This window comes from Streptomyces sp. SCL15-4, from assembly GCF_033366695.1.
Classification (GTDB): Bacteria; Actinomycetota; Actinomycetes; order Streptomycetales; family Streptomycetaceae; genus Streptomyces.
Window position 1 is genome coordinate 5,495,171 of sequence record NZ_JAOBTQ010000001.1, and the last position, 26,350, is coordinate 5,521,520.

A 26,350-nucleotide genomic window follows, 5' to 3' on the forward strand; every position below is an offset into this window, starting at 1 on the left:
GTCCCGGGTGCGGTCGGACGGGTCAGCGCCGGTGCTGCTCGCGGAGCAGGGAGCGCAGGACGACGGTGGCGACGGCCACGGAGATGGCCGTGACGGCGACGGCGGCCAGGAGCGCGGTGAGGACGACTCCGCCGACGAGCAGGGCCACGACCGTCTTCTGGTCGACGGGAAGGGACGCGAGGCCGCGTCGGGCGGGCGCCGGGTCGGTGGGCGCGTCGATGTGGGTGGACGGCGGGGTCGGGTTCTCCGGGTACTTGGGCAGGAACACGGCTTGGCCTTACTTATCTACTCGTCTAGTCATGTGAGCCGTTTACGACGCCGACGCCGGACCGGGTGCCGGACTCGATGGCGGGGGCGAGGAAGGTGTGCGAAAGCCAGAAACCGAACAGCGCGATGAGGACGACGATCCAGGGGCGGACGCCGAGGAACTTGATCGCTCCCCAGGCGAAGAACCCGAGGATGAGGACGAGCGGCAGGCTGACGGTCACGGTGGTCCGGGGCCTTTCAGCGGACGGGGCAGCGGTGGGTGCGGGCGGCCAGTTCGGCGGCGGCGCGGCTGTCGTAGTCGGCGGAGAAGCCGCAGCGCGGGGCGGTGCAGGCGGCGGTGTGCTTCTCACGGCCCCGGTTGTCGTAGGAGGTGCCGACCTGGACGGGGCCGATGCGGGTGACGTTGCGGAAGCTGCGGTTGGCGGACACGTGGTCTCCTCTCAGAGGTGGGCGGCGATGGCTTCGGCCATCGGAGCGGGGACGCCGAGGCGGGCGCGGAGGGTCGGGGTGTCGATCGGGGCGCCGGTACGGGCGTGGTGCTCGGCGGCGACCTTGCGGGCGTGGTCGATCAGGGCGGACGGGACGGTCACGGGTGTCGGTCGCGGCGGTGGCTCGATGGTGGGTGAGACAGGCGCTTCCGGTTCGGGGGCGGTTTCCGGCTTGTCCACCTGGTCCTCGGTGACTTCCGCCTCGGGGTCCGGCTTGGGTGCGGAGTGGGCGAGGAGGGTCCCGCCGAGGAAGGCGAGGGCGGGCCAGCCCGCGACGAGGATGCGCAGCCAGGCCGGGACGTTGCCGAGGTCGAGGAGGCCGGCGGTGGCGACGTTGGCGCCGAGGGAGGCGGCGAGGGCGACGACGAACCAGCACCAGGCCGCGGCTTTGCCGTTGCCGGAGCGCAGTCGACGCCAGGCGGCGACGAGCAGCAGGTCGACGGAGACGGGATAGGCCCACGCTTTCCATCCGTCCTGCCCGGCCGCCACGGCGACATCGTGCAGGTGTGCGAAGGACAGCGCGGCGGCGATGAGCGCCTGGACGAGCACCGCGTCGACACGGGCCAGGTGGGCGCGCATGATGCGGCTCCTTCCGGAGTCGGGCGGGGGTAGGTCAGTCGGTTACCGGGTGGGGCAGGACGACCGGGGCCGCGTGCTCGACCGGACGCTCGGGCAAGTCGGGGCGGAAGGGGGCCAGCGCGGGCAGGTCGGGCACCAGTCCGGCGGACGTGCGGCAGGTCTCGGCCGCGTCGGTGAGGGAGAGGTACGGCGTGCGGATGCGGGACCAGCCGCCGGAGGTGTCACCCGCCACGGCCAGGCCGGGCCGTTCAGGGGCGATGGAGCAGGCGGCCATGACCGCCTCGGGGGCGATGTCGCCGAGGGCCATCTTGGCGGAGGCTTCGTCGTTGACGCGGTGGCAGACGCGGCCGGTGAGCTGGGCGCGGAGCATGGTGGCGCCCTTGCCGAGTTCGGCGCCAAAGCGCTGCCCGCAGACCTCCAGGTACATGCCGGCCGCGCGGCCGAGCTGGGCGAGCCGGATGAGCTGGGTGACCATCTCGTCCCGGCGTTCCTCGTCCTTCTTCGTGGCGACCAGGAAGAGTTCGGCCACCTCGTCCACGAACAGCACGACGGGCACGGGTCGCTCGTGCTCGGGCAGTCCCCAGATGTCGGAGGTGATCTCCTCGTCCGGGGTGCCGGGGGCGATGCCCTGCCGGGTCTTGATCAGGTCGTATCGGTCCTCCATTTCCTTGACCAGGACGGGCAGCAGTTCGGCCGCCTGCTCCGGGTCGGTGGCCAGCGCGGAGAGCCGGGGTGCGAAGGGGGCCAGTTCGACGCCCCGCTTGCAATCGATGCCGACCAGGGCGACCGGCTGAGGGGCGAGGCCGGCGAGGAGGTGGCGCAGGTACATGGACTTGCCGGACAGGGTGGCGCCGAGGGTGAGCTGGTGGGGGATGGTGCGGTAGTCGCGTACGAACGGTGTTGCGTCCTCGCGCAGGGCAACCGGCACCTGGAGGAAGCCGCCCGGGACCTTGCGCGGCATGCGGACCCGCCGTAAGACGTCGTAGCCGACGAGCCGCAGCTCGATGACACCCGGCTTGACCGGGGTGACGTAGACGGCGTGGACGCCCCAGGCGTGCCGCAGCCGTTCGGCCGAGGCGGCGAAGTCGGCGGGTTCCTGGCCAGGGGCCAGGCGGAGGCGTATCCGCAGCCCGGTCGTGGTGGGCCGGAGCAGGCCCCGGCGAGGCGGTACGGGCCGCACCTCACGCCGGGTCATCGCCTTGGCGGCGAGCACCCGGAGCCGGGACGGCGCCACGGTGAGGCCGCACGCCTCCATCACCGAGCCGTACGTGCTGAGCAGCCGGACCGTGGACACCGGGAGGCCGACCGTGGACCAGTACGCCGCCGGGTGCTTGGCCCGGGCGTAGGCGGCCCCGCCGCCGAGCGCAGCGACAGGACCACCCACTTCCAGAAGCGTCGTCAGGTCGGACATCAGGCAGCGGCCCCGGTGGCGGCCGGGAAGACGGCGGGGGTGACGGCGGCGGCGCGGTAGGCGATGCCGTGGCGCTGCTGACCGTTGAAGACGGACTCCCACGGCCGGGCGACCAGGCCCGGCAGCGAGACCGGCGCCCCAAGGGTCAGCCCCTCGGAGATGCCACCCTCCGGAACGGTGACCTTGATCAGCGAGGACTCGCCGTCCTCGATGTAGACGACGCCGATGGTCATCAGCGCCTCACCGCTGTTGGCGTCCTTGGCGATCTCGCCGGTCTGCCGGTCGCGGACCTTCGGTTCGGGGGCCTCGGTGAGAAGGATCGTGGCGCCAGAGGTCTCCACGCGGATGGTGCGCAAGACACACTCCTATCTACTCGTCTATACAAGATGGGTCCTGCGAACCCCTTGATCGGGATCGCGGAATCACCTTGCCACACAACTCGCCCACTCGTCTATACGAGTAAGCGTGTTGGGGTGTACGAGTTCGGGAGAACGTCCCCGCGCACCACCGCAAATCGTGACGATCAGGTCGCCGGAAGCTGGTACGAGAGGACGTAGGCGTCCGCCGCCATCACCGTGTCGCAGACCTCCACGGCCCGACCCTCGGTGTCGAAGGCGGTTCGGATGAGGTGGATGACCGGGACGCCAGCCGCGAGTCGCAGCGTCTTCACCTCGGCGGGCGAGGGCATCCGGGCACGGATCTCCTCGTCGAAGTGGTCGAGGCGGTGGCCCAGCTCTTCCAGGCGGGCGTAGATGCCGCCGGGGCCGGGGTTGGGTTCGGCGATGGGGGTCCCGCGGGCGATGTCGAGCGGGAGGTAGGAGGTGGCGAACTCGACCGGCCGCCCGTCGAGCAGGTACCGGCGCCGACGGGCCAGCACGCGCCGCACGGAGCCGAGCCGGGTGGAGATGTCCTGGCTGGCCTTCTCCTCCTTGACCTCCAGGCTGTCGACCTGGGGGTGGCCGCCGGCCGCGTCGGCTTCCACGATGAACGCGGACTTGCCCTGCTCCCTGTGCCGCCGGGCGAAGCGGTCCGAGGCGAGCCGCCGCACGGGCGGTCGCGGTCGCACGAAGACGCCCCTGCCGTGCTCGGCGTGCACCAGGCCCTCGCCCTGGAGGATGGAGAAGGCGTTGCGGACCGTCATCCGGGACACCCCGAAGTGGTCCACGAGGTCGGCTTCGGAGGGCAGCTTTTCGCCCTCGCGGAATCGCCCACGGTCGATGGCCTCGCGCAGCTGGTCGGCGATCTGCCTAAAGACCGCACGATCGCTCGTGGGGTCGAGATCACCGAGGAGGCCCGAAGAAAGAGGGCTCACGTGAATACTCCTTTAGGTATCTAGACGAGTGGGCGAGTGCTGTTGCTACGGTGGAGAGCCTAGCCATCCGAGAGGGCCGAGGAACGTGAGCACTGAACGCCCGCACTCCGTGAGCGTCGCCGGGGTCGTCGTGGACGACCAGGGCCGGGCCCTCCTGATCCAGCGCCGGGACAACGGTCACTGGGAGCCGCCGGGCGGTGTCCTCGAACGCGAGGAGACCATCCCGGAAGCCCTCCAGCGCGAAGTCCTCGAAGAGACCGGCATCAAGATCGCGCTTCCCGCGACCCTGACCGGCGTCTACAAGAACATGAAGGGCCTGATCGTCTCGCTGGTCTTCCGCTGTGAAGCCGCCAACGGTGTGCCCACCACCGGTGACGAGACCCGCGCACTGCGCTGGGCCACCCGCGAAGAGGTCACCGAGCTTGCCGACGAGGCGTACGCGATACGCGTGCTCGACGCACTCGACGCGGCGACCCCGCCGGCCGTTCGCGCCCACGACGGCGTGAAACTCGTCTAGCCCGAACCCGCTGCACATGGCGGCCTACCAGCACGAAGGAACTTGTATGCACGAGTATACGAGTACGGCCCGGGTCTGGGAGCTGAGTTGCCCAGGATTCCCGGAAGAAGTGAGCCGGGCCCGCCGCTGGACCCGGGACATCCTGCGCGACTCCCCTCTGGCCGACGACGCCGAGCTGATCGTGAGCGAGCTGAGCACCAACGCGATCCGCCACACGGCCAGCGGCTGGGAGCCCGGCAGCTTCCACCTGGCCGTCGCGGTCTCGGCCCAGGTGGTCGCGGTCTCGGTCACGGACGACGGCGGCGCGGCCACGGCCCCCAAGGTCGAGCACCAGGACCACGAGGCCGAGCACGGCCGGGGCCTGGGCATGGTGAGCGCCCTCGCCCACCGGGTCGTCGTCCACGACACCGACCAGGGCCACACGGTCACCGCGGAGCTATACGCCGACGCACGGCTGGGAGGCCAGCGATGCTGATGAAGCTGCCCCGGTGGGGTTTCTGGTGCGAGTGCTGGACGGAGAGCCTGACCGAGCAGGGCCCGCCGGCACTGGTGGCATCGTTCGACGCCTACTCCGCTCCACAGGCAGACCGTTGGGTAGCGGTCGCCCTCGAAACGATCTCCCCGGCACTGGACGCGGACGCCTCCAGCGCAGCGTGGGAGTGGATGTATGACGGCCGGATCGCCACCCGACGAGCCCTGCTGCGGGCCGAGCCCTGCACGGTGTCCCTGACCCACGCCGGCACCCGCATCACCTGGACGATCCGGCCAGCGTTCTTCCTGCCCCTCGCGCACCGCCAGGGCACCGAACTCCCGGCATGCACGCACGGCTTCACGCCCCGCCCAGAAGAGTGAGTTACAACTTTCTCTACTGGTTCAAGGCGGCTCGCTCCGCTCACCGCGCGCGGCCCGGCCCCCGGCCGGGCCTGCGCTCCTGTCTCCGCCCCGCTCCAGCCCGGCCGGCGCCCGTGCCGCGCTCTTGGCGATCAGCCACCTGACGTCAGAGAAAAGGTACGTCGTGGCTGGGGCGGTCGGCTCCACGGCTTTAGGCAGCCACTTTGGCGCGAGCCTCGAAGATCATGGCCCCAACGTCGTGCTTTAGCGGGCAGGTCCACAGACTGCCCGACGCGCCGGAAGCTTACGGGGCCATGATCACTCGCGCCAAAGCAGCTCCAGCCCAAAGCCGCTCCGCCGACCTTCGCTGAGCGCTTGGCGTTGTCTCCTTACTACAGCTGGCTATGTCGTTTCTAGTCCCGATACCCAGACAGCTCATGCCACAGCTCCTTGCACTGCTTCCCAGTGAGCCGAGACTCAGGGGGCAAGGTGGAGGACCACTCCTGCTCAGTGCGACTCGCGATCCATTGCCGAAGATCCCTGAAGGTCGTTCCGATCTGCCCAGATCTTTGCCATTCGATTCCCATTCGATGAGCCGCCGCTCGGGGAACACCACCCATGCGCATCGCTACTGCCCCAGTAGACGGCACACCATAAAAAACCATGGCTGCAGCGTATGCATTACCGCCTTCCGGACTGCCCGACGCTGAAGTCAATTTCTGCAGTGCACCCATTCCCCAAGGCACCTGACCTACCAGCCTGCTATGCACGTAAAGTCCAGCCGCCCTAAGGCGTTCCATTGCACCGCCGGGCTCGTGACGGAACCATTTATCTGCGATGGTCCGCAAGGATTCCCCATTAACCCAGTCTCGGGTCACGCCCGCCACAGTGCGAGCGTTGAACGGTGCGGATGCGTCTTCAGTCACACCAAGTGACAGTTCAGGAATGTCTGCCAGAACCTCAATCACATGCGTCAGCCCCTCCGCGTCGGGGCCGAACAGGTTCTCGGCGTCCCAAAAACCTTCGCGCCGAAACTCGGGATATTCAGCAGATCGGGCAAACGCATAGTTCACGGAAGGTAGACTAAATCCCGTACCGTCGGCCAGCGCAAGGTATCCGCGATCATATTGCTCAAGTTCCGCCATGAACGTTCTGGCAATAGAAATAAGTTGATCCGCAAGCTGCCTGTCCGACTCTTGAGTCTGATGATAGACGAGACTCGACCTAAGAAGTTCCTCGATGTCACGACCAGACTCCTCTGCGCCGGCGACACGGGCCGCATGGGCCAAGTATTGAAGGAATACAGCCAGTGCGGAATTTTGCCTTACAAAGGAAAGATCGAAACGCTCCACAACATTTGCGAGGTCGTGCGTGGCTTGCATTAGGTGGCTGCAGATGTCGGCAGCTTGCCTACGGAGGAAGCGTTGCACTTCCTCTCGGTCATCTTTAGAGAGCGTTGGGAAAACCACCAGACCCAGCGAGTCCTGCAAAGCTCGACCGGCCCTACCCGCAATGTTCCAGAACTCGGCGTAGCTAAGGGGCTTCGTGCCATTTCCGATCCCCTGATACTTGGACATTGTCTCAAGAATGACGCTACTGATAGGAAAATTAAGTCCCTGCGCAAGCGTAGTTGTCCCGCAGACGATGTCCACATCGCCCTTTTCGATCAATCCTTCGAGCAAGAACCTGAGATCATGAGAAACACCCGCATGATGGTACGTGACTCCCCGTTCTACGTGTCGCACCAACGGATGTGTTTCCCCATACTCAAGAGCGATGTAGTTCCGAACTGCCTCACCGAACTGCGACATTCTCCTCGGGTGCCGTAGTGCAGCCACCTCAGCCGCCCGATCTTCGGCTGGTTTACGCCCCCGCACCAGCACTAGTACCGAGCCTTTCTCCGCGAGTTCAACCGCCACATGCGCACTTGTTTGTGATTTGGTGCGCTTAATGGAACCAGAGACTCGCAGCAGTTCAACTGTGTGCCCGGCAGCGACGTCGACGTTGTCAGCACTTTCCAACGTGGTCAGACTTAGGACGTAAGGTCCCTTGCGGATCTTCTTCCACTCCGTACAGGTCACTACCCGCTCGCTGGGACGCCAGTTAACCGAAATTGTGGCGTCGGCTCCATCCCCCAGCCAGCGTCCCAATTCAGATGCATTGGGAACAAAGGGGGTGAGCATGAGAAAGCGAGTTTCGGGACGTTCCCGCTTTAGAGTACCGAGAAGAAGCTCCATACGAACTCCCCGGTCCCCGTCCGCCAGATTATGCGCCTCATCGACAACGGCCAATGACAGGTTATGTACCGCGTCGTGCCTTGATTTAATTAGAAGATCCAACTTCTCTGGTGTGCACACCAACACGTCTATGTGCTGCTGAAGGAGTTGGTCCTCAGTGGGATCTAGCTCGAAGACAGGAGCAGCTGCTTCAACCACGAGGTTGAGCGGCCTGAAGTCGCGCCTCAGCCGCTGAGTTATCTGATTGACTAAGGCGCGGGTCGGCACGATGTAAGCCACTGTAGAGCTTCGGTTCAAGGCATGCGCTTGAACGATGCTGAACTCGGCGAGCAATGTCTTGCCGGCCGATGTGGGCATCTCCACTACGATGGCACGTTTCGCCGGATCGAGCAGATGTTGATCCAGGGCAGTTCGTTGGCTCGGCCAAAGCTCAAGCGTCGGGTGTTTCTGATGGGATGCGAGTGCCGCAACGAACGCCCTGAAATCCTGACCAAGCAGCCGCGTATTCTTCCAGATACTTGACGAAACAACGGCCCGGCATGCTGCAACGACGGCATGGCAAAGCTCTTCGAATCGCAGATCCGAACGAATCTTGAATAGATCTCGAAGGTTCCGCTCGTGCCGGTCAATTTGAATTTCGGCGTCCACCGGCTGACCGTTTACTGTATAGCTCGACGCGATCTCGACTACCTTGGCAAGGTTGAATCGAGCGATAAGCCTGACTCCAGCCTCAGTCTTATCGTTATAGCGAGTAAGAAAGCTCTCTTGCCCTTCCTGATGATAGTTTCGCAGATTGGAAATAGCTTGCCTACACGCGTCGAGATCTGCCCACCCGCTACCTCTACGAGCCAGCAGAAGGAAGGCGCGCAGTACATCTTTCTCTAGCTGTTCATCCAAGGGATCCGCTGATGTGATCAGCTCCTCTCTCGTGGGGATCCCAGACTCCCGCAGAGAGAGCATTACCTCTGGACGGCGAAAAGACAAAATCCCGTCAGATGCCAGTAGAACCAAATGTCGAAGTTTCTCCGCAGGCTGTTCCGGCGCCTCCTTGCGTCGACATAGAAAGGCATGCTCGTAGAGAAGCGCTTGGTCGCTCTGATCTTCCGTATCTGCGGCAATTCCTTCTAGCGACGTAGCCAGGACATCCAACTCAAAATCAAGTTCGGCATCCGCAAGCAGATCCAAGTTGCTGTGCCCGATGCGAGACAAGAGGTAGGACGCTTTAGATATCCGGGATGCAGTTTCTGCGCCTGTCTCCCGGAGCAGTTGGAGGGCCATCGATTCCGTCATGCCACTTCCCTCGCCCTCGCATAGACACGTTCAGCGAAGTCTTCGAGGGTCCCCGGGATACGTATGATAGAAAACCGAACTTGCGCAGGCCCGTACTCTTCGGGAGCTTCCTTGAAGCATCCGAAATCGTCTACCCCATGCTTATCCATTGGTCTTACCAGTACAGGCGCGGCGATAGGCGGTTCGGCATCCTTCCGAGAAAGTAGGATAAGAGCCCTGGCTACCTCGCCGCGCAGGTTAGCCGTCGTATGTTTGTGCGCCCAGGCGAGTTCAGCCAGCAAGCCTTTCTGATCTTTGAGGCGCTTTTTAGTCTGCGCATGCATGCTATCATCCCCGCCCCCTACAACCGCAGGGGGGCTAGCCGAGGAAGAGGAGGCCTTCACTTCACAAATGACGGCTCGAACCTTCGGCGTCATCAAGAGAGCGAAAATATCCAAACCTCGCGTGGGGGCCTGAGATATCTCCTTCTCTCGTATACGGGAAGCCGGTATTAGAAACTTGTGAATCTGTCGCAGAACGTCAAAGGCAAGGATCTCCGCGACCTCGTTACGGGGCGTCTGGAGATGCACTCGTTCCGCATCCAGATCCATTTGTGGAATAACGGCGGACGCTACCTCGCTCATCAGGCTTGCTAGCTCACCGGATGAAGCAACACTGTCAAGGTCAGCGCTCGCGCGGCGTAGCGAATCCATAAGAGTGTCTGGGTCGACGTATAACTCAGCGACTATTCGTGCGACTTCGTCTATCACGTCATCGTCTGCTGTTACGTCGTAGCACTCAAATGTGTGCTCGCCCACGACTGTCGAGCTCACGAGTTCGTAGCGACTAGGCACGACCGGCCCGCCCCCCTCTGCACTGTTGTCGCCGCAGCCGAGGCCCCTCCCCCTGCGCCGATAGGTGGACAGTACCGATAAGTGCCGGATCCTGCCTAGACCGCGGACGCACACCCGCGGTGAGCACATGCAGTCGAAAGGCCAGCAGGTACCTGAGGCACCACTGAGTGCCGCGCTAGAACTACACGGTAGGCAACAGCACCTTCGCATCTGATTCCAGCACGCCGAGCCTCACGTCGAGCGCTACGGCTGTGCAGCTCAAGCCGAGCAACCCGTGTCCAGCGCCGGCAACGAGCTGTAGCCGTTGCTCATCGACACGTGCTATGCCCTCCATATGGATCAAGGTGTAGCCGCGTTCGTCGCCGGCATAGCTGGCATGGTCGGCGCTCTCGGCGGAGCAGTAGCCGGCGGAATAGCAGCTGTTCGAGGAGCTCGTATCGGTGCGGAGAGGACTGCTGAAGCCACGCGTCAGGCCGTCCAGGACCAAGCCGCTGCAGAGCACGGACATTGGCTGCGTGAACAGCGGCGTGATGCGTATGCATCGTTCATCACAGCCACACAAGCGGTCACGGATGCCGCCAAAGCTGTGACAACCATGCAACATGACCAGCTCATCGCTCTCAACCAGGCAGTGCAGGACCTCATCAAGATCAGTAGCCTCATCACTTTGATGGGCCCCGAAGAGGTCATCGCCGCAGCTGGGCGCGTCATAGGCGCTGCGGAGAACTTCAGGGGGTGCCTATGGGACGAGTCACGCATCACCGACCATAGGTCGCAGGAGTCGATCGACGCCTCTGACAGGACGGATGAGGCTGCCGATGGCTACGCCGAGATGGTGCAGCACTTCATTGCCATAGCCCAAGGAGTGCTGGGCAGATGAGGTCGTATCTCAGTGGCTCGCACCACCCGCACCACAAGCGCACCAGATCGAGCGGGGAGCCACGGGGAATCACGGTGAAAGCAGGCGCCTGCGACGAGGCCGCAGCTCGACCGTTTACCCAGGTCAGCGGCCGAACTTGCCACAAGTGATCGCAGCTTCCCAAGCTGAGGGTTCGGGTGCGGTTGGCTCCGGCTCGTCCCCACGGCCCGGCCGGCGTGGCTGCTCCCGTCGACGGCGCTGCACCGTGGCTGAGGCCGGTGGGGGTGCAGCGAGACATACGCGCGCCTGGTCGTTCGGCGCGTCCGCCGTCGTGGCTGGCTGTCGGTGGCTTGAGGTTCATACGGCCTGTCGATGGCGCCGCTGTCAACCGATGACCGGTTCCTGGTGATCGACTCTGGGCCGTCCCTGGGCCGTGCGAGGGTGCCCGAAGCTGACCGACGGCGACCGGCAGTGACAGGCGAGACGCGGCGCGCCACAGTGAAACCCCAGGTCAGGCCCCCCGGACGGAACGGGTTTCCCCGTAGGGGTGGCGGTACGGCAAGATGGGGTGTATCTGCCCACTGCCAGATTTCAAGCTGCCGGACGGTTTCTCTTGGCTGAGTTCATTTACACCATGCGCAAGGCGCGCAAGGCGCACGGCGACAAGGTGATCCTCGATGACGTCACCCTGAACTTCCTCCCCGGGGCGAAGATCGGCGTCGTCGGCCCGAACGGTGCCGGTAAGTCGACCGTGCTGAAGATCATGGCGGGGCTGGAGCAGCCGTCCAACGGCGACGCCTTCCTCTCGCCCGGCTACAGCGTCGGCATCCTGCTCCAGGAGCCCCCGCTGAGCGAGGACAAGACCGTCCTGGAGAACGTCCAGGAGGGTGTCGCGGGGATCAAGGGCAAGCTCGACCGGTTCAACGAGATCGCCGAGCTGATGGCGACCGACTACTCCGACGCGCTGCTCGACGAGATGGGCAAGCTCCAGGAGGAGCTGGACCACGCCAACGCCTGGGACCTCGACGCCCAGCTGGAGCAGGCCATGGACGCGCTCGGGTGCCCGCCCGGCGACTGGCCCGTCACCAACCTCTCCGGTGGTGAGAAGCGCCGTGTCGCGCTCTGCAAGCTGCTGCTGGAGCAGCCTGACCTGCTGCTCCTCGACGAGCCCACCAACCACCTCGACGCCGAGTCGGTGAACTGGCTGGAGCAGCACCTGGCCAAGTACCCGGGCACCGTCGTCGCCGTCACCCACGACCGGTACTTCCTGGACAACGTCGCCGGGTGGATCTGCGAGGTGGACCGCGGCCGCCTCCACGGCTACGAGGGCAACTACTCCAAGTACCTCGAGACCAAGGCCGCCCGTCTGAAGGTCGAGGGCCAGAAGGACGCCAAGCGGCAGAAGCGGCTCAAGGAAGAGCTGGAGTGGGTCCGCTCCAACGCCAAGGGACGCCAGGCCAAGTCCAAGGCCCGTCTCGCGCGGTACGAGGAGATGGCCGCCGAGGCCGAGAAGATGCGGAAGCTGGACTTCGAGGAGATCCAGATCCCGCCGGGCCCGCGCCTGGGCAACGTCGTGGTCGAGGTCGACGACCTGCACAAGGCCTTCGGGGACAAGGTCCTCGTCGACGGGCTGTCCTTCACGCTGCCGCGCAACGGCATCGTCGGTGTCATCGGCCCGAACGGCGCCGGCAAGACCACGCTGTTCAAGATGATCCAGGGCCTGGAGACGCCGGACTCCGGCGACATCAAGGTCGGCGACACCGTCAAGATCTCCTACGTCGACCAGAGCCGCGAGAACATCGACCCGAAGAAGACGCTGTGGGAGGTCGTGTCCGACGGGCTCGACTACATCAACGTCGGCCAGGTCGAGATGCCGAGCCGGGCGTACGTGTCCGCGTTCGGCTTCAAGGGCCCGGACCAGCAGAAGCCGGCCGGTGTCCTCTCCGGCGGTGAGCGCAACCGGCTCAACCTGGCGCTCACCCTGAAGCAGGGCGGCAACCTGCTCCTCCTCGACGAGCCCACCAACGACCTCGACGTCGAGACGCTCTCCAGCCTGGAGAACGCCCTGCTGGACTTCCCCGGCTGCGCCGTCGTCGTCTCCCACGACCGCTGGTTCCTCGACCGCGTCGCGACGCACATCCTCGCCTACGAGGGTGAGTCGAACTGGTTCTGGTTCGAGGGCAACTTCGAGTCGTACGAGAAGAACAAGATCGAGCGGCTGGGTGCGGACGCGGCGCGTCCGCACCGGGCCACCTACAAGAAGCTGACCCGGGGCTGATCGGTCTTGCGCCACATCTACCGCTGCCCGCTGCGCTGGGCGGACATGGACGCGTACGGCCACGTCAACAACGTGGTGTTCCTCCGCTATCTGGAGGAGGCCCGGATCGACTTCCTGTTCCGCCCGGACAAGGACTTCAAGCAGGGGTCCGTGGTGGCGCGCCACGAGATCGACTACAAGCGGCAGCTCCTGCACCGGCACGAGCCGGTGACCATCGAGCTGTGGGTCAGCGAGATCAGGGCCGCCTCCTTCACCCTCGCCTACGAGGTGAAGGACGGCGATCTCGTCTACGCCCGGGCGTCGACGGTCATCGTCCCGTTCGACTTCGCCGCCCAGCGCCCGCGGCGGATCACCGCGGAGGAGCGTGACTTCCTCCAGGAGTACGCGGACGGCGGCGAGGGCGCGGCGGAGTCCGAGGGGGAGGCCGTCGCCGCATGACGGTGCTGCACCTGGCCGACGAGACGGAGGCGGCGGACCTCGCCGCCTTCCTCTCCCGGCTGCTCCACTACGACCGTGGGGCCGCGGTGCGCCTCCAGGCGGCCGGCACCGCGCTGGCCGTCTTCGGCCGGCCGCCGTCCTTCGAGGTGCTGGCCATTCGCGCGGTGCGGCTGGCGAAGCCGTACGAGGACGGGCTCGACGTCACCCTCGACACGACCGTCTCCGCCGGCGAGTTCCTGGAGCTGGTGGACGAGCGGGCGGCCACCGCCGGTGTGCCGGGTGCGGTCACCGGACCGCCGTGGGCCGGGCTGCTGCCCCCGCGCACCGGCTGGCGGCCCGAACCGGGGCTGCCCGCGCGGGACGCGCTGCGCGCCACCGTCGCCGCCGCGGTGGCCGAATTCCGCTCCCGCACCGAGGAACTGGCGCCCGAGGCCCGTACCCGTGCGGAGCTGGACCGGATCGGGCGGGACATCTGGTCCCGGCGGATCGGGGACACCGGGCTGCCGGTGCGGGCCGTGCACGCGGCCCAGTCCCTGGGCTTCCTGCGGCCCGGCGGCGGAGCCGACGACACCGGGCTGTTCTCCTCGGGCGCGTGGCTGCGGCTGCGTACGCCGTACGGCTCGGTGGCCGTACGGCGGGCGGGCCCGCTCGGGGGCCTCGGGGTCAGCGTGCGCTGAGCCCGGCTCGCGTGCCGTGGCGTCAGTCGGGAGTGTTCACCATCGACGCGGCGGCGTACGTCAGGTAGTTCCACAGCGTGCGTTCGTGCTCCTCGGACAGCCCGAGGTCGTCCACGGCCGCCCGCATGTGCTTCAGCCAGGCGTCGTGCGCCGCCCGGTCCACGGTGAACGGCGCGTGCCGCATGCGCAGCCGGGGGTGGCCGCGGTTGTCGCTGTAGGTCGTGGGTCCGCCCCAGTACTGCATCAGGAACAGGGCCAGCCGCTCCTCGGCCGGGCCCAGGTCCTCCTCCGGGTACATCGGCCGCAGAAGCGGGTCCTGGGCGACCCCTTCGTAGAAACGGTGGACGAGCCGGCGGAAGATCTCCTCACCGCCGACCTGCTCGTAGAAGGTCTGCTCCTGTAGCGTGCCGCGCCGAATCTCATTCACCCGTCCATCGTCTCAGACCCGGTGACCCAGGACGGAAGACTTAGGACCGCTCCGGGCGGGGGCCGTCCGCCCCTACTGTGGACGTATGGGCGCCTACGACACCGAGACCGAGGCTCTCGCCGACGCGGCGCGGGCCGAACTGGTGCGGGAGATCGACGCCGACGGCGCCTGGGCCGGGGACCCGGTGTGGCGGGAGGCGTTCGCGGCGGTGCCCCGGCACCTGTTCGTGCCGTACTACTACGTCCCCGGGCCGCGCGGCTACGAACGCCGCTGGGGCGAGAGCCCCGGACCGGCGGCCCGGGAGCGCTGGGTGCGCGGCGCCTACGCGGACGTGCCGCTGGCCACCCGGCTGCGCGACGGCGAGCTGGTCTCCTCCAGCAGCCAGCCCTCCCTGATGGCCCGGATGCTGGTCGCCCTGCGGGTCGAGGACGGTCACCGGGTGCTGGAGGTGGGCGCCGGCACCGGCTACAACGCGGCCCTGCTCGCCCGCCGGCTCGGCGCCGACGACCTGGTGACCACGGTCGACCTGGAACCGGAGATCACCGAGTCGGCCCGGCGGCACCTCGCGGCGGCCGGCTTCCGGCCCGTCGTCGTCACCGGCGACGGCGCGCGCGGCGTGCCCGAACACGCTCCCTTCGACCGGATCATCGCCACCTGCGAGCTGTGCACGGTGCCGCGCGCCTGGCTCGCCCAGTGCCGTCCGGGCGGGCGCGTGCTCGCTCCGCTCGCCACCGGTCTGCTGGCGCTGACCGTGCGGGACGCCGGGCACGCCGAGGGCCGCTTCCTGCCCGGGGCCGTCTTCTTCGTCCCGCTGCGCGGCCAGGGCGGGACGGAGGCCGGGAGCGTCAGCCTGGCCGGACTGCCCGCCCGGGCCCGCGCGCAGGAGCCGTTCCGCTTCCTGCTCGCGCTGGCCCGTGGCGCTCTCGGCCCCCGGGACGCCTACGCGCTGTGGGAGCGCGAGGGCGAGCCGGGCCACGGCCGCTACGGCGTCACGGTCCGCGGCGAGCACGCCTGGGCCTGGCTGGACGACCCGGAGGGGCCGTACGCCTGGCCGCTGTCCTGAGCGCGGTCAGCCCCGGCGGACGGTGATCGTCGTCCAGGCGCCGACGTGCACCCGGTCGCCGTCCTGGAGCGGGACCGGCACGAACGGCTGGATCGGCTCCTCGGACATGTTGACCGTGGTGCCGTTGGTCGAGTTCTGGTCGACGACCGCCCAGCTGCCGTCCGGCTGCTGCACCAGCACCGCGTGCTGGTGCGAGACGCCCGGGTCCTCCGGCGGCACCGACAGGTCGATGTCCGGTGTGTCGCCGGTGGAGTGCCGGCGGCGGCCGATGGTCAGCTGGTTGCCGGTGAGCGTGCGCTGCTGCTCGGGCGAGTACGCGGGCAGGTTCAGGCCCGCGGCCTCGGGGCCGGAGCGCTGCATCATCGCCATGAAGTACTCGCGGTCCGGACCGATGGTCGCGGTCCAGGTGGCCGGCCCGGTGCTCCGGGGCTGGTGCGGGGCCTGGGGCGGCTGCGAGCCCTGGGGTGCCTGCGGGAAGCCGCCGGGGCCGCCCGGTCCGGGCGGTGCCTGGGTGGCGCCGGGGTGCGGGTAGCCGTAGCCGCCGTCCTGGCCGCCGGGGTCCTGGCCCGGGCCGCCGGACGACGGAGGGGAGATCACCCAGTCGTCCTCGCCGGCCGGGGGCCGGCGGTTGCCGCGCGGGAACGCGGGCGGAGCCGGGGCCCCGGCCTGCTGGAACGCCTGCGGGGCACCGCCGGGGCCACCGGGCCCGGCGGGCGGCGTCGGACCCGGCGGCGGCGGAACGGGCCGCGAGGGGTCGCCACCGAAGCCGGACGGGCCGGGACCACCGGGCGCACCCGGACCGGACGGACCGCCGGGGCCCTGCCCCGGACCACCACCGAACCCGGGACCCTGTCCCGGCCCACCGCCGAAACCGGACGGCGGACCGGACGGACCACCGGCGCCGGGCCCCTGTCCGGGCCCTCCGCCGAAGCCGGACGGCGGCCCGGCCGGACGACCGGCACCAGGACCACCAGGACCACCGGGACCGCCGTGACCACCCGGGCCACCGGGCCCACCGGCTCCCGGGCCACCGGCCCTGGGACCGCCGGAGGTCTGGCCCATGCCCTGCCGGCCCTGGCCCGGGAACCCGCCCGGACCGGACGCGCCGCCGGGGCCACCGGGACCACTCGGGCCGCCGGGGCCCTGTCCGAAGTTCTGCGGGGGTGTGGGCGGGCGGCGGTTGCCGGGCGGGAAGGGGGGTGCGCCGGCGGGGCCGGGAGGTGCCGGCGGGGTGGAGGGGGCGCGGTCGGCGCCGAACGGGGTCGGGCCCGACGGCTCGCTGCCGAAGGACGGGATCGGCTCGGCGGGCCGGTTCACCTGCGAGGGCCGCGAGCCCTGGTACTCGTACCCGTCACCGCCGCCGTACGTCGCGCTCGGCGGCTGGAACCGCGGCTGCGGCGGGCGCGGGGCGGCCGGGGTGTACGAGGTCGCCGTGTTGGTCAGGAAGTTCCACCGGCACTCCTCGCAGAAGGGCGCGCCGCCCTCGCGGGGCGTACGGCACTGCGGGCACAGCTCCGCTTCGGCGCCGGCCGCGGCGGGCCGGCCGCCGCTCGCGGGCGGCGGGAAGCCGTAGCCGCCGGCGCCCGGGGGCGGCGGCGGGGGCGGAGGTACGGCACCGGCCATGCGGTGACCGCAGACCTCGCACCAGTCGTCGGAACCCGACTGGTGTCCGTTCGGGCAGGTCGGCATGTCGGTGCTTCCCCTTCTCCTGAAGGTCCGTTCTCGTGCCCGCCGGTGACGGCGGGGTCACTTCTTTACACGAACAGTCTTGGTGGACCGGGTCTCCAGAGTCATCTCGTCGGCCTCCGTGACCCTCGTCTTCAACCGCACAGTACCTGTCGAGGCGTCGACCACGTCCACCACCTTCGCAAGCAGTTTCGCAGTATCCGCGTTCCCCGAGGCGTTCGCGAGCTGAACGGCCCGGCCCAGTTTGGCCGTTGCTCCATCGAAATCGCCCGCTTTGCGCAGATCGATGCCCTGCTGGATGGCTTGTGCCAGTTCGGCCTGGCCGGTGTAGTGGGCGACTTGGGGGCTCATGGCGGTGGAGGCGGCCACGTCGTCGGTCCACACGGCCCGCACGAGGCCCTGCGCGCCCGCGTTCTGTACCGATCCGTCCGGTTGCGGGACCACCAGGGAGACCCGGGCGGCCAGCATCTCCCGGCCCAGCCCGGCCGGCGGGACCGTCACGCACAGGTGGTAGTCGCGGGACTCGTCGCCCCAGGAGCCGGTCGGATAGTCCCCGGCGCGCGGCCCGGCCTCGGTGCGCCGGCCGGTCAAGTCCTCGACGGCGGGCGCGACTTGCTTGACGAACCGGATGGCCGCCCCGACCGGCGTCCACACCCGCAGCGCGACGTCGGCGACCTCCTTGTCCATCGCCGTCTCCATCATCCGCGTGAAGTCGTCGGCGAGACGGGCCGGGTCGGCGACGATGTCGGCGGTGCCGAGCAGCGCCGAGGCGATGCCTGTGACTTCTTTCACGTCCCAGTCCGTGCCCACGCCGCGCGCGTCACAGGTGAACCGGCCCGCGCAGGCGTCCAGGGTGGCCCGCAGGTCCTGCGGCGACTCGTGTTCGTTGCGGCCGTCGGTGAGCAGGATGCCGTGCCGGATCGTGACGTCCGCCGAGGACAGCAGCCGGTCGGCGAGCCGCAGCCAGGTGCCGATGGCCGTGCCGCCGCCCGCGCCCAGCCGGCGCAGCGCCTGCTTGGCCTGCTCGCGGGTGGTGGCATCGGCGACCGCGAGCCGCCCGCCGCCCGGATAGACCTCCCGGGCGACGTGGGTGCCGCCGATCACCGCGAAGCGGGTGCCGTCGCGCAGGGTGTCGATGGCGGCGGCCGTGGCCTCCCGGGCGCCGCGCATCTTGGCCGGCGGGTAGTCCATGGAGCCCGAGCAGTCGACCATGACCGCCACCGCGGCGGAGGGCGGACGCACCGCCGCGGTCGCGGCGCCGCCGCCGGTCGCGGTCACCGTCACTATGGCGTCGACCTCGCTGCCGCCCTCGGGCAGGTACTCGTTCTGGTAGACGTCCACCGAGAACCGCGGCGCGTCCGACTTCGCGAAATTCGCCATGCTGTGACGCATCCCCCTCAAGCGCCTCGCCCGCGCGAGGCGCCGGCCGTGAGCGGACCGGTCCCCTCCGGTCCGCCCTGCTTCCCCGTGCCGCCGTCCCGTCGGACGCGGCCTTCAGGCCGATCCTGCCCCTCGCGGCGGCACGGGGAACGGCAGTACCGCCACTGTTACGTTGTCGTGGCCCCCGCCGTCCAGTGCGTGGCCGACCAGCACCTGGGCGCCGTGCAGCGGGCGGGTTGCCGCGTCCGGCGGGACGACCTCGGACATCTCCCGGGCCGTCTCGGCGTAGTTCCACAGTCCGTCGGTGCACACCACCACCGCGCCGGGCCGGTCCGGGCGGAAGGAGGCGGTGTGCGGCTCCAGTTCGTAGGCGTCCGCGCCGAGCCAGCCGGTGATCGCGTGGGCGCGCTCGTCGGCGTACGCCTCGGCCTCGCTCATCAGTCCGGCGGCGACCATCTGCGCGGCCCAGGAGTCGTCCTCGGTGAGCCGCGCGGGCGGCGCGGCGCGGTCGGTGGGCACCCAGTAGACCCGGCTGTCGCCGACCCAGCCGACGACCAGCAGCTCGGAGGTGACCACCGCGCCGACGATCGTGCAGGCCGGCGCGTTCTGGTGCGGGGCGTGCTCGCGGGCCGTGGCGGGTTCGCCGGCCAGCGCGTTGACGGCGTGCGCGGCGGCGACGATCGCCTCGTGCATCGCCGTCTGCGGGTGGGTGCCGCGCGGCAGCGCGGCCAGCAGCGTGTCGCTGGCCGCCTGTGAGGCGGCCAGGGAGGCCTCGTCGGGGCGGGTCGCGGAGGACACGCCGTCGCAGACGATCGCCAGCGCCGCCGGGGTGCCGTCCGGCAGCGTGGTGTGGGCGACGGCGAAGGCGTCCTCGTTGCGGTGGTGGCGCAGCCCGCGGTCGCTGACGGCCGCGACCGGGCCCGTCTCCCGCTCCAGGTGGTCGCGTTCGCGGGGCTGGGCGTGGCCGCAGTTCTCGCAGTAGCCCTCGCCGTCCACCCGGCCGGTGCGGCAGGCTACGCACAGCCGTGCGGGAGCGGCGGGGGCGGCCGGCCTCGGGTCCGGTGCCTGCAACGGGTACTCCTCGGGCTCGTCCGGCCGGTCGAACCGGACCCCGGTCTCCGGCTGTTCGTTCTCGGGCGGCTGCCCGTGCGGCGGCGTTCCGCCCGCCGGTGCGGGGGCGGGCCGGTCCGTTCCGGGGCCCGGTGCGGCGGGGCCGGTCAGGGGGAGCGTCGGATGGTCCTGCGGCGGCGCGGGCGCCACCGACAGGTCGTATCCGCACGCTCCGCAGAACAGGTCACCCGGCTCCACCGGCTCCGCGCAGCTCGGGCACTTCGGCAGTGCGGCCTGCCGGGGCATCTGCGACATCGACTTACACCCACGTCCGGGGGCGGTAACGGTTGGCCCGTTCCACCAGCTCGATCCTCTCCTTGCCGCCGGGCGCCAGCCGGGCCAGCGCGCGGTAGGCACGCTCCAGGCCGAAGCGCAGTCCCCGCTCGTCCAGGCCGCTGCCCAGCAGCACCCGGCCCGCGGCGGCGGATCCGGCGCCCTGGCCCCCGGAGAGTACCCAGTCCAGCGCGCTGCCGAGTACTTCCGCCGACAGCAGTTCACGCCGTGCCGGGTCCAGCCCGTAGGCCTGGAGCGCCTCGACCTGCGCGGCGGCGGCCGTCAGGTCGTCCACGAACGGTATGTCACCCGGGCCCGGCGCGCGTCCTCTCAGCCGCGCCCGGACGGCGGCGACCCGGGCGGCCGTGTAGTGGATGGAGGACTCCGGCACCGACTCCAGCGTCCGTACCGCACCCTGCCGGTCCCCGGCCGCGAGCCGCACCCGGGCCAGCCCGAACGCGGCGCTCACGAAGCTCCGGTCGGTCGTCCACACCAGCCGGTAGTACTCGGCGGCGTTGTCCGGCTGGCCGAGCACCTCGGCGCACAGGCCGAGGGCCAGCTTGGGCGCGGCCTCGCCGGGAAAGGCGTCGTAGATCGCGTCGAAGGCCGGCGCGGCGCCCTCGAAGTCGCCGGTGACCAGCGCGGCCACGCCCCGGTGCCACACCACCCGCCAGTCGTCGGGCCGTTCCTCCTCCAGCTGCGCCAGGCTCGTCAGCGCGCCCTGCCGGTCGCCGTTCTCCAGCCGGGCGCGGATCTGCCGCAGCCGGGTCTCCACGGTCTGCGCGGGCGCCGCGGCCAGCGCGCCGATCAGCTCGGCCGGCACGGAGGCCGGCAGGCCCGCCAGGAAGCCGGCGCCGGGGTCGCCGGGGTCGACCAGCGGCAGGGGCAGGGCGAGGGCCGCGGCCCGGGTGTCCACGCGCCGGACGAGTGACGCCGGGGCAGGGACGGGCGCGGTGGCCCGCGCGGCGCGGGCCGGGCGCGCCCCCAGCCGGGACACGTCGCCGTCCAGGGCCGCGAACAGCTCGGTGTCCGTGACCCTCACCTCGGGCCCGAACAGGGTGGACAGCGCGGGCCGGGGCTGTCCGGTCTGCAGCGCGACGACCTCGCGCAGCACGCCGGTCAGCTGCTCGGCCATCTCCTCGGCCGAGCCGAACCGGCGGCCCGGGTCGGGGTCGGTGGCGCGCACCAGGAGCCGGTGGAAGGACTCGTAGCGGCGGAACACCTCGAGGGTGTCCGGGTCGGGCAGGCGGTCGGCGTAGACGGTGGTGTAGCCCTGGAAGTCGAAGGCGAGCACCGCCAGGGTGCGGCCCACCGTGTACAGGTCGCTGGCCACCGACGGGCCGGTCTCGGCGACCTCGGGCGCCTGGTAGCCGACCGTGCCGTAGATCGCCGACTCCTCGTCGTCCATCCGGCGGACGGCACCCATGTCGATCAGCTTGAGCTGGTCCTCGGTCTGGATGGCGTTGTCGACCTTGAAGTCGCAGTACAGCAGGTTCCTGCTGTGCAGGTGGCCGAGCGCCTCCAGGGCCTCGATGCCGTAGGCGCACGCCTGTTCCACCGGCAGCGGGTCGCGGCGGCCGTCGGGGGCGCGGCGGGCGTTGGCGATCTCCTTCAGGGACTTGCCGCCGACGTACTCCATGACGATGTAGCCGTCGAGGGAGCCGGTGCGCTGGTCCAGGTGCTCCACGAAGTTGTAGATCCGCACGATGTTGGCGTGCTCGATCTCGGCGAGGAAGCGCCGCTCGGAGATCGCCGCGGCCATCGCGTCCTGGTCGCCGGTGTCCAGCAGGCCCTTGAGCACCACCCAGCGGTCGGAGACGGCCCGGTCCACGGCGAGGTAGATCCAGCCCAGTCCGCCGTGCGCGAGGCAGCCCGCGACCTCGTACTGGCCGTGCACGATGTCCCCGGCGCGCAGCTTGGGCACGAAGGAGTACGGGTGCCCGCACTTGGTGCAGAAACCCTCCGTGCGGCCCGGCCGGTCACCGCGTGCCCGGCCCACCGGCGCCCCGCAGTCCGACCGGGAGCAGAACCGCTTGCGCTCGGGCACCTCCGGGCGTTCCAGCACCATCGCGCGCGGGTCGGGCCGCGGCACCTGCGGCACGGACACCAGTCCGGCGCCCAGCCGTCCGCGCGCCGAGACACCGGAGGAGGAGCCCGAGCCGCGCACCGACACCGAGCGGCCCGTGGACCTCCCCGACACCGAACGGGACAGCCGCCCGGACACCGAGCGGCGCGAGCGCGACGACTGCGACGCCGTCCGCGCGCTGCCCGGCCCCCCGCTGCCGGCGGCCCGGCCGGCGACCCCGGTGGCCGGTGAGACCACCATCCCTCCTGCCGAAGGGGCGCCTCCGGCCGACACCACCGGTGCCAGGCCGCAGGTGTCGCAGTACAGTTCGCCGCCGCCGACGTCCTCGTAGGCGCCGCCGCACCCCGGCCGCTGACAGGTCTGCCCCGGCCGGCTCACGACGCGTCCCCCTCGCGGTCCCCGGGCGCGCCCGCGCCGCCGAGCAGTTCGGCCACCGCCCGCTGGTAGCGCAGTACGGCCTGTTCGGCCACGCGCAGGTCGCAGGGCGCGCTCCACAGCATGCGGCGGGCCGTGTCGTAGCGCTCCGCCAGCAGCGGGTCCTCGGCCAGGCCGTGCCGGGCGACCTTCGCCTTGTAGGCGTCGAGCCGGCCGCGCAGCTCGGCGCGGACCGCGAGCGGCGCGGTGACCGCGGTCAGCGACTCGCGGGCGCGCAGCAGTTCCTCCTCGGCCTTCACCTCCAAAGCCTCCAGCAGCGGGGAGAGCCGGTGCCACCGGCCCTGCCTGCGGTACTCGGCGGCGGTCGCCAGCTGCTCCTGGAGCGCGGTGGGCGGGCCGCTGACCACCGGCACCTCGGTGGCGGCGATCTTCGCCAGCACCTCGCCGCGCGCGGTCCGGGCCTCGGCGAGCGTACGGTCCGCGCGGGAGAGCACGTCCCGCAGCCGCAGCAGCCGCGCCTCCGCGTCCTGGCGCACCGTCAGCACCGCCTCGATCTCCCGGCGCACCTCCTCCAGGGCGCGGGCCGCGCGGTCGTACACCGTCGTGTCGGGGCGTCCGCCGCCGGGTGCGGAACTGCCGTCGGCGGGCACCCAGAACGCGAGCGGGTCGGCGACGACGTCCTCGCGCAGCCGGGACAGGGTGCGGGTGATCCGCTCCAGGTCGTCGCCGGCCGGGTGCTCGCCCGGGCGCACCCCGGCGGAGTGCGCGAGCTGCCGGGTGCGCTGGAGTTCCGCGGCGAGCAGGTCGATCCGCGCGGGCAGCGCCGACCACACCGCGTCGGCGGCGACGATCACGTCCAGGCTCGTGGCGTACAGCTCGTTCATCCGCTCCACCAGCGCCGACAGCGTGAACGTCTCGCTGAGCCGGCCGCTTGCGCCGCCCGGGACGGTCACCGACTCCCCGCGCAGCAGCCCGGTCAGCTCCGCCAGGTCCTCGCGGCTGGACCAGCGGCGCCGGGCCCGGATCTCACGGGCGCCCCGCAGCGCGGCGGTGTAGGCGTCGAAGTACGACCACAGCAGGGTGATCCGCGCCTCCGCGGCCTGCCAGCGTTCCCGGGTGACGCCGGTCAGCCCGGCGCCTTCGAGGAGTCTGCGGCCCGCGTGGTCCTGGAGGGCGAGCAGGGAGGTCTCGATCGCCTCGTGCTCCTGGCCGAGCCGCGCCAGCGCACGGTCCGCCTCGTCCCGGTCCATCACCGGCCCGGCGGGGTCCGTGACGCCCATCGATCACCTCTCGCTCGAGTGCTGTTCCGGTCGGTGCGGCTCAACTGCCGCGCAGGTAGCGCGGCGCGGGCGGCTTCGACGCGGCCGGGTCCCTGCCCAGTGTCGCCGACAGCCAGTCGTCGTACGACTGCTGCCAGCCGTTCGCGCGATAGCCCACCAGAACGCGGTTGACCCGGCGTACCAGATCGTCGGCGTCCTTCTTCATCGCCACGCCGTAGTACTCGGTCGTGAACGCCGCACCCTTGAGTTCGACGGTCGGGTCCTGGGCGGCCTGGCTCGCGGCGAGCGCGCCGTCGGTCACCACCGCGTCCGCCTCGCCGAGTTGCAGCCGGACCAGGCAGTCCAGCTGGCTGGGGACGGTGGCGGAGATGTCGGCGGAGGCCGGCAGCCGGCCCGCCTTCCGGTCGGCGTCCAGCTTGGCGTGCGCGGTCGAACCGGCCGCCGTGCATATCCTCTTGTGCGCCAGGGAGCCGTCGTAGCCGGTGACCGTCGAGGACTTGGGCGCGAGGACCTGCTGGCCGGTGCGGAAGTAGGGCGCGGAGAAGGCGACCTGGCGCAGCCGGGCACAGGTGATCGTCATCGTGCGGACGACCATGTCCACGCGGCCGTCCTGGATCGCCGGGATGCGCTGGCTGGTCGGGATCGCCTTGAACTGCACCGCGTCCCGGTCGCCGAGGACGTCCTCGGCGATGCGGTGCACGAGGTCGATGTCGAAGCCCTCCAGCCGGGCGCCCTCGGTGTTCGGGTTGCGGTAGCCCCAGCGGTAGCTGTTCTGGTCCACGCCGACGACCAGCTTGCGCTTGGCGCCCGTACGGGCCCGGATCGCGTCGATCGCCGGGCCGTCCGCGCCGGAGGGGGCGAGCGTCCGCTCGTGCGCCTCGGCGTCCACGCAGTCGTCGGCCCGGGCCTGCGCCCCGGCGGCGACCTTCTGCCCCGCCCGGTGCGGCTCGCCCGGCGCCCGCTGGGTGCACGGCAGCAGCAGCGCGAACGCCAGCGCCAGCGCGCACAGCACCGCCATCGTGGCGACCCCGCCCCAGCCCCGCAGCGAGGCCCGCGCCCGGTTCGCGTCCATCGCCCCGCCCCCTGTCACCGGTACTCCGAAAGCCTGCGGCCTATGCCGGCGACGGCGCCCGCCGCGCCCAGCACCGTCAGGGCGGCGGCGCCGCCCGGCAGCCAGGCCAGCGCGTCCCGTCCGTCGTCGGCGGCCCGCCCGAACTCGGCCCGCTCGTGCGCGATGGCCCGCTCCAGGGAGCGGTCGACGCCGTCGAAGCACGCGGCCGTCGCGTCCTTCGCGCCGATCACCTTGTCCAGCGCCTGCTGGTAGTTGCCGTTCTCGTCCTCGGTGCGGGCCGCGGCGTGGCGCCGCTGCCAGACCGCCGTGTCGCCCTGCGCGGCCCGGACCGGGGCGGTGCCCTCCGGGTCGTCGGCGAGCCGTGCCGCCTCGGTCAGCGCCTTGCCGAGCACCGCCATGTCCTTGTCGAAGTCGTAGTAGTAGGCGTCGTACGTCTGCCCGGCCACGGTGACGGTCTCCGCGCCGCGCGCCACCAGGCTCAGGTTCTCGTTGCCGCGCGCCTTCAAGGCGGCGATCCGGGCGTCGTGCAGCACGTTGAGCGACCGGATGCCGTGCTCGTAGGAGCCGTCGAGCCCCGAGCGGGCCACCGCGTGGCCCACGACCAGCCACAGCAGCGCCGCCGTGGTCGCGGCGGTGGCGGCGACCAGGCCGCGGTTGAGGACGCGGTTGGTGCGCCGGTACACGCGGTGCTGGGCCCGGCCGAGCGCGGCCAGGGCGAGCACGCCGAGCGCGATCGCCGCCCACGGGTACGGCGTCGCGTCGCCGTAGTCGGCGTCGAGCCGCCGGTTCTCCGTGGTGTAGAGCGCCTCGGCCGCCGGGAGCATCTGCTTCTGCATCTTCTCGTTGGCGTAGCGCAGATAGGCGCCGCCCACCGGATAGCCCTGCCGGTTGTACGTCCGGGCCCGCTCGACGAGGCCCTTGTACTCGGGCAGCAGCCGGTTCAGCCTGGTGACGGTCGTCTCGGCGGCCGAGCCCGGTTCGGCGTCGGCGGCGGCGGTGACGAGCCCGGCGGCGGCCTCCCGGATGTCCTTCTCGTACTGGTTGCGGGACTCGGGGTTCTCCTGGCCGCCGGCCAGGAAGCCGCTGGAGGCCGCGGTGTTGGCGTCGGCCAGCGAGCGGTAGATGCCGGCCGCGCCGAAGCTGAGCGGCTGGCTGCGGCGCAGCACGTCGTCGGCGGCGGCCGCGCGGGCACTCGTCTGCCAGGCGGTGACCGCGCCGAACGCGAGGATCACGAGGGCCAGCACGGCACCGATGATCCGCAGCCGGCCCGGCTCGGTGGTCGCGGCGGCCCGCACCCGCTCGACGCCCTCGGCGAAGGCGGTGCGCCGCGCGGTCGGCGGAGGCGGGGCGGCGGTGGGCGCGGGTCCCGGCCGGGACCGGGCGGGGATGCCGGGAACACCGGTGGCAGCGGCCGGTGGTGGCGCCGTGCTGCTCTTCGGCGGGTGTGTCACTCGACCTCCCCCATGGTCATCCGTTCGCCGCCCAGTATCGCCGTCCGCGCTCCCCCGCGCACCGGGCTTCACTGGATCTTGATCGGATCGCGGTGGCCCGGGGGCGCGAGCCGGCGGACGCACCACCCCC

Annotated in this window: 25 protein-coding genes; 8 read left to right on the plus strand and 17 right to left on the minus strand. The window is 70.3% G+C overall.

Features of this window, described 5'->3' with window-relative positions:
- Positions 1 to 22: 22 nt before the first annotated feature.
- The 7 genes from SCK26_RS24615 to SCK26_RS24645 form a co-directional block, all read right to left on the minus strand.
- Positions 23 to 268, minus strand: coding sequence for a SpdD protein (locus SCK26_RS24615; RefSeq protein ID WP_318203494.1), 246 nt, complete (start codon positions 266 to 268; stop codon positions 23 to 25).
- Positions 269 to 293: 25 nt separating this feature from the next.
- Positions 294 to 488: a hypothetical protein gene (locus SCK26_RS24620; RefSeq protein ID WP_167513003.1), complete on the minus strand. Its 195-nt coding sequence runs from the start codon at positions 486 to 488 to the stop codon at positions 294 to 296.
- A 16-nt stretch (positions 489 to 504) separates the two neighbouring features.
- A complete protein-coding gene (locus SCK26_RS24625; protein WP_014673670.1) occupies positions 505 to 696 on the minus strand; it encodes a mobile element transfer protein in 192 nt (63 codons plus the stop codon).
- An 11-nt stretch (positions 697 to 707) separates the two neighbouring features.
- The gene (locus tag SCK26_RS24630; protein WP_318203495.1) at positions 708 to 1,334 is read right to left on the minus strand and encodes a DUF2637 domain-containing protein; all 627 of its coding nucleotides are present in this window, start codon (positions 1,332 to 1,334) and stop codon (positions 708 to 710) included.
- Positions 1,335 to 1,368: 34 nt separating this feature from the next.
- A complete protein-coding gene (locus SCK26_RS24635; RefSeq protein WP_318203496.1) occupies positions 1,369 to 2,745 on the minus strand; it encodes an FtsK/SpoIIIE domain-containing protein in 1,377 nt (458 codons plus the stop codon).
- On the minus strand, positions 2,745 to 3,101 hold the full coding sequence (locus SCK26_RS24640) for a hypothetical protein (protein WP_318203497.1): 357 nt from the start codon (positions 3,099 to 3,101) through the stop codon (positions 2,745 to 2,747). The genes SCK26_RS24635 and SCK26_RS24640 overlap by 1 nt, the downstream gene beginning before the upstream one ends.
- Before the next feature lie 167 nt (positions 3,102 to 3,268).
- A complete protein-coding gene (locus SCK26_RS24645) occupies positions 3,269 to 4,057 on the minus strand; it encodes a GntR family transcriptional regulator (protein ID WP_086696535.1) in 789 nt (262 codons plus the stop codon).
- 109 nt (positions 4,058 to 4,166) lie between these two features.
- Between SCK26_RS24645 and SCK26_RS24650 the strand changes: the two genes are divergently transcribed.
- From SCK26_RS24650 to SCK26_RS24660, 3 genes are read left to right on the plus strand one after another with little or no spacing between them, the layout of a single operon-like run.
- Positions 4,167 to 4,574 carry an NUDIX hydrolase gene (locus SCK26_RS24650; protein ID WP_318206083.1) on the plus strand — a complete coding sequence of 136 codons (408 nt, stop codon included), beginning with the start codon at positions 4,167 to 4,169 and terminating at the stop codon, positions 4,572 to 4,574.
- A 46-nt stretch (positions 4,575 to 4,620) separates the two neighbouring features.
- Complete coding sequence (locus tag SCK26_RS24655) at positions 4,621 to 5,049, plus strand: ATP-binding protein (protein ID WP_318203498.1); 429 nt, start codon at positions 4,621 to 4,623, stop codon at positions 5,047 to 5,049.
- Complete coding sequence (locus tag SCK26_RS24660; RefSeq protein ID WP_318203499.1) at positions 5,043 to 5,426, plus strand: hypothetical protein; 384 nt, start codon at positions 5,043 to 5,045, stop codon at positions 5,424 to 5,426. Before SCK26_RS24655 ends, SCK26_RS24660 begins: the two co-directional genes overlap by 7 nt.
- A gap of 392 nt (positions 5,427 to 5,818) precedes the next feature.
- On the opposite strand, the gene SCK26_RS24665 is transcribed toward SCK26_RS24660, so the two are convergent.
- A complete protein-coding gene (locus SCK26_RS24665; RefSeq protein WP_318203500.1) occupies positions 5,819 to 8,932 on the minus strand; it encodes a DEAD/DEAH box helicase in 3,114 nt (1,037 codons plus the stop codon).
- Positions 8,929 to 9,729: a hypothetical protein gene (locus SCK26_RS24670; RefSeq protein WP_318203501.1), complete on the minus strand. Its 801-nt coding sequence runs from the start codon at positions 9,727 to 9,729 to the stop codon at positions 8,929 to 8,931. Before SCK26_RS24670 ends, SCK26_RS24665 begins: the two co-directional genes overlap by 4 nt.
- A 340-nt stretch (positions 9,730 to 10,069) precedes the next feature.
- Between SCK26_RS24670 and SCK26_RS24675 the strand changes: the two genes are divergently transcribed.
- From SCK26_RS24675 to SCK26_RS24690, 4 genes are all read left to right on the plus strand, one after another.
- Positions 10,070 to 10,645: a hypothetical protein gene (locus tag SCK26_RS24675; protein WP_318203502.1), complete on the plus strand. Its 576-nt coding sequence runs from the start codon at positions 10,070 to 10,072 to the stop codon at positions 10,643 to 10,645.
- A gap of 592 nt (positions 10,646 to 11,237) precedes the next feature.
- On the plus strand, positions 11,238 to 12,902 hold the full coding sequence (ettA, locus tag SCK26_RS24680; protein ID WP_318203503.1) for an energy-dependent translational throttle protein EttA: 1,665 nt from the start codon (positions 11,238 to 11,240) through the stop codon (positions 12,900 to 12,902).
- A gap of 6 nt (positions 12,903 to 12,908) precedes the next feature.
- Positions 12,909 to 13,340, plus strand: a complete 432-nt coding sequence (locus SCK26_RS24685; protein WP_318203504.1) for a thioesterase family protein — start codon at positions 12,909 to 12,911, stop codon at positions 13,338 to 13,340.
- Entirely contained in the window at positions 13,337 to 14,017 is a 681-nt protein-coding gene (locus SCK26_RS24690) for a hypothetical protein (RefSeq protein WP_318203505.1), read from the plus strand. The genes SCK26_RS24685 and SCK26_RS24690 overlap by 4 nt, the downstream gene beginning before the upstream one ends.
- Before the next feature lie 22 nt (positions 14,018 to 14,039).
- On the opposite strand, the gene SCK26_RS24695 is transcribed toward SCK26_RS24690, so the two are convergent.
- The gene (locus SCK26_RS24695) at positions 14,040 to 14,444 is read right to left on the minus strand and encodes a globin (protein WP_318203506.1); all 405 of its coding nucleotides are present in this window, start codon (positions 14,442 to 14,444) and stop codon (positions 14,040 to 14,042) included.
- A gap of 85 nt (positions 14,445 to 14,529) precedes the next feature.
- On the opposite strand from SCK26_RS24695, the gene SCK26_RS24700 reads away from it, so the two are divergent.
- Complete coding sequence (locus SCK26_RS24700) at positions 14,530 to 15,507, plus strand: methyltransferase domain-containing protein (protein WP_318203507.1); 978 nt, start codon at positions 14,530 to 14,532, stop codon at positions 15,505 to 15,507.
- Positions 15,508 to 15,513: 6 nt separating this feature from the next.
- On the opposite strand, the gene SCK26_RS24705 is transcribed toward SCK26_RS24700, so the two are convergent.
- The 7 genes from SCK26_RS24705 to SCK26_RS24735 form a co-directional block, all read right to left on the minus strand.
- The gene (locus SCK26_RS24705; RefSeq protein ID WP_318203508.1) at positions 15,514 to 17,196 is read right to left on the minus strand and encodes an FHA domain-containing protein; all 1,683 of its coding nucleotides are present in this window, start codon (positions 17,194 to 17,196) and stop codon (positions 15,514 to 15,516) included.
- Between the two features lie 57 nt (positions 17,197 to 17,253).
- Entirely contained in the window at positions 17,254 to 18,573 is a 1,320-nt protein-coding gene (locus SCK26_RS24710; RefSeq protein ID WP_318203509.1) for a VWA domain-containing protein, read from the minus strand.
- Between the two features lie 114 nt (positions 18,574 to 18,687).
- Complete coding sequence (locus SCK26_RS24715; protein ID WP_318203510.1) at positions 18,688 to 19,938, minus strand: PP2C family serine/threonine-protein phosphatase; 1,251 nt, start codon at positions 19,936 to 19,938, stop codon at positions 18,688 to 18,690.
- 4 nt (positions 19,939 to 19,942) lie between these two features.
- Positions 19,943 to 22,420: a serine/threonine-protein kinase gene (locus SCK26_RS24720; RefSeq protein WP_318203511.1), complete on the minus strand. Its 2,478-nt coding sequence runs from the start codon at positions 22,418 to 22,420 to the stop codon at positions 19,943 to 19,945.
- Complete coding sequence (locus tag SCK26_RS24725; protein ID WP_318203512.1) at positions 22,417 to 23,697, minus strand: hypothetical protein; 1,281 nt, start codon at positions 23,695 to 23,697, stop codon at positions 22,417 to 22,419. The genes SCK26_RS24720 and SCK26_RS24725 overlap by 4 nt, the downstream gene beginning before the upstream one ends.
- 40 nt (positions 23,698 to 23,737) lie before the next feature.
- On the minus strand, positions 23,738 to 24,769 hold the full coding sequence (locus tag SCK26_RS24730; protein WP_318203513.1) for a glutamate ABC transporter substrate-binding protein: 1,032 nt from the start codon (positions 24,767 to 24,769) through the stop codon (positions 23,738 to 23,740).
- Positions 24,770 to 24,783: 14 nt separating this feature from the next.
- Complete coding sequence (locus tag SCK26_RS24735; protein ID WP_412080778.1) at positions 24,784 to 26,220, minus strand: hypothetical protein; 1,437 nt, start codon at positions 26,218 to 26,220, stop codon at positions 24,784 to 24,786.
- Between the last annotated feature and the right edge of the window lie 130 nt (positions 26,221 to 26,350).

Excerpts from the sequence above, each read along its gene's own strand:
- SCK26_RS24690 (WP_318203505.1), top strand. The coding sequence starts at position 13,337 with ATGACGGTGCTGCACCTGGCCGACGAGACGGAGGCGGCGGACCTCGCC.
- SCK26_RS24715 (WP_318203510.1), bottom strand. The coding sequence starts at position 19,938 with ATGTCGCAGATGCCCCGGCAGGCCGCACTGCCGAAGTGCCCGAGCTGC.
- SCK26_RS24655 (WP_318203498.1), top strand. The coding sequence starts at position 4,621 with ATGCACGAGTATACGAGTACGGCCCGGGTCTGGGAGCTGAGTTGCCCA.
- SCK26_RS24660 (WP_318203499.1), top strand. The coding sequence starts at position 5,043 with ATGCTGATGAAGCTGCCCCGGTGGGGTTTCTGGTGCGAGTGCTGGACG.
- SCK26_RS24665 (WP_318203500.1), bottom strand. The coding sequence starts at position 8,932 with ATGACGGAATCGATGGCCCTCCAACTGCTCCGGGAGACAGGCGCAGAA.
- SCK26_RS24725 (WP_318203512.1), bottom strand. The coding sequence starts at position 23,697 with ATGGGCGTCACGGACCCCGCCGGGCCGGTGATGGACCGGGACGAGGCG.
- SCK26_RS24635 (WP_318203496.1), bottom strand. The coding sequence starts at position 2,745 with ATGTCCGACCTGACGACGCTTCTGGAAGTGGGTGGTCCTGTCGCTGCG.
- SCK26_RS24700 (WP_318203507.1), top strand. The coding sequence starts at position 14,530 with ATGGGCGCCTACGACACCGAGACCGAGGCTCTCGCCGACGCGGCGCGG.
- SCK26_RS24730 (WP_318203513.1), bottom strand. The coding sequence starts at position 24,769 with ATGGACGCGAACCGGGCGCGGGCCTCGCTGCGGGGCTGGGGCGGGGTC.
- SCK26_RS24710 (WP_318203509.1), bottom strand. The coding sequence starts at position 18,573 with ATGGCGAATTTCGCGAAGTCGGACGCGCCGCGGTTCTCGGTGGACGTC.
- SCK26_RS24705 (WP_318203508.1), bottom strand. The coding sequence starts at position 17,196 with ATGCCGACCTGCCCGAACGGACACCAGTCGGGTTCCGACGACTGGTGC.
- SCK26_RS24630 (WP_318203495.1), bottom strand. The coding sequence starts at position 1,334 with ATGCGCGCCCACCTGGCCCGTGTCGACGCGGTGCTCGTCCAGGCGCTC.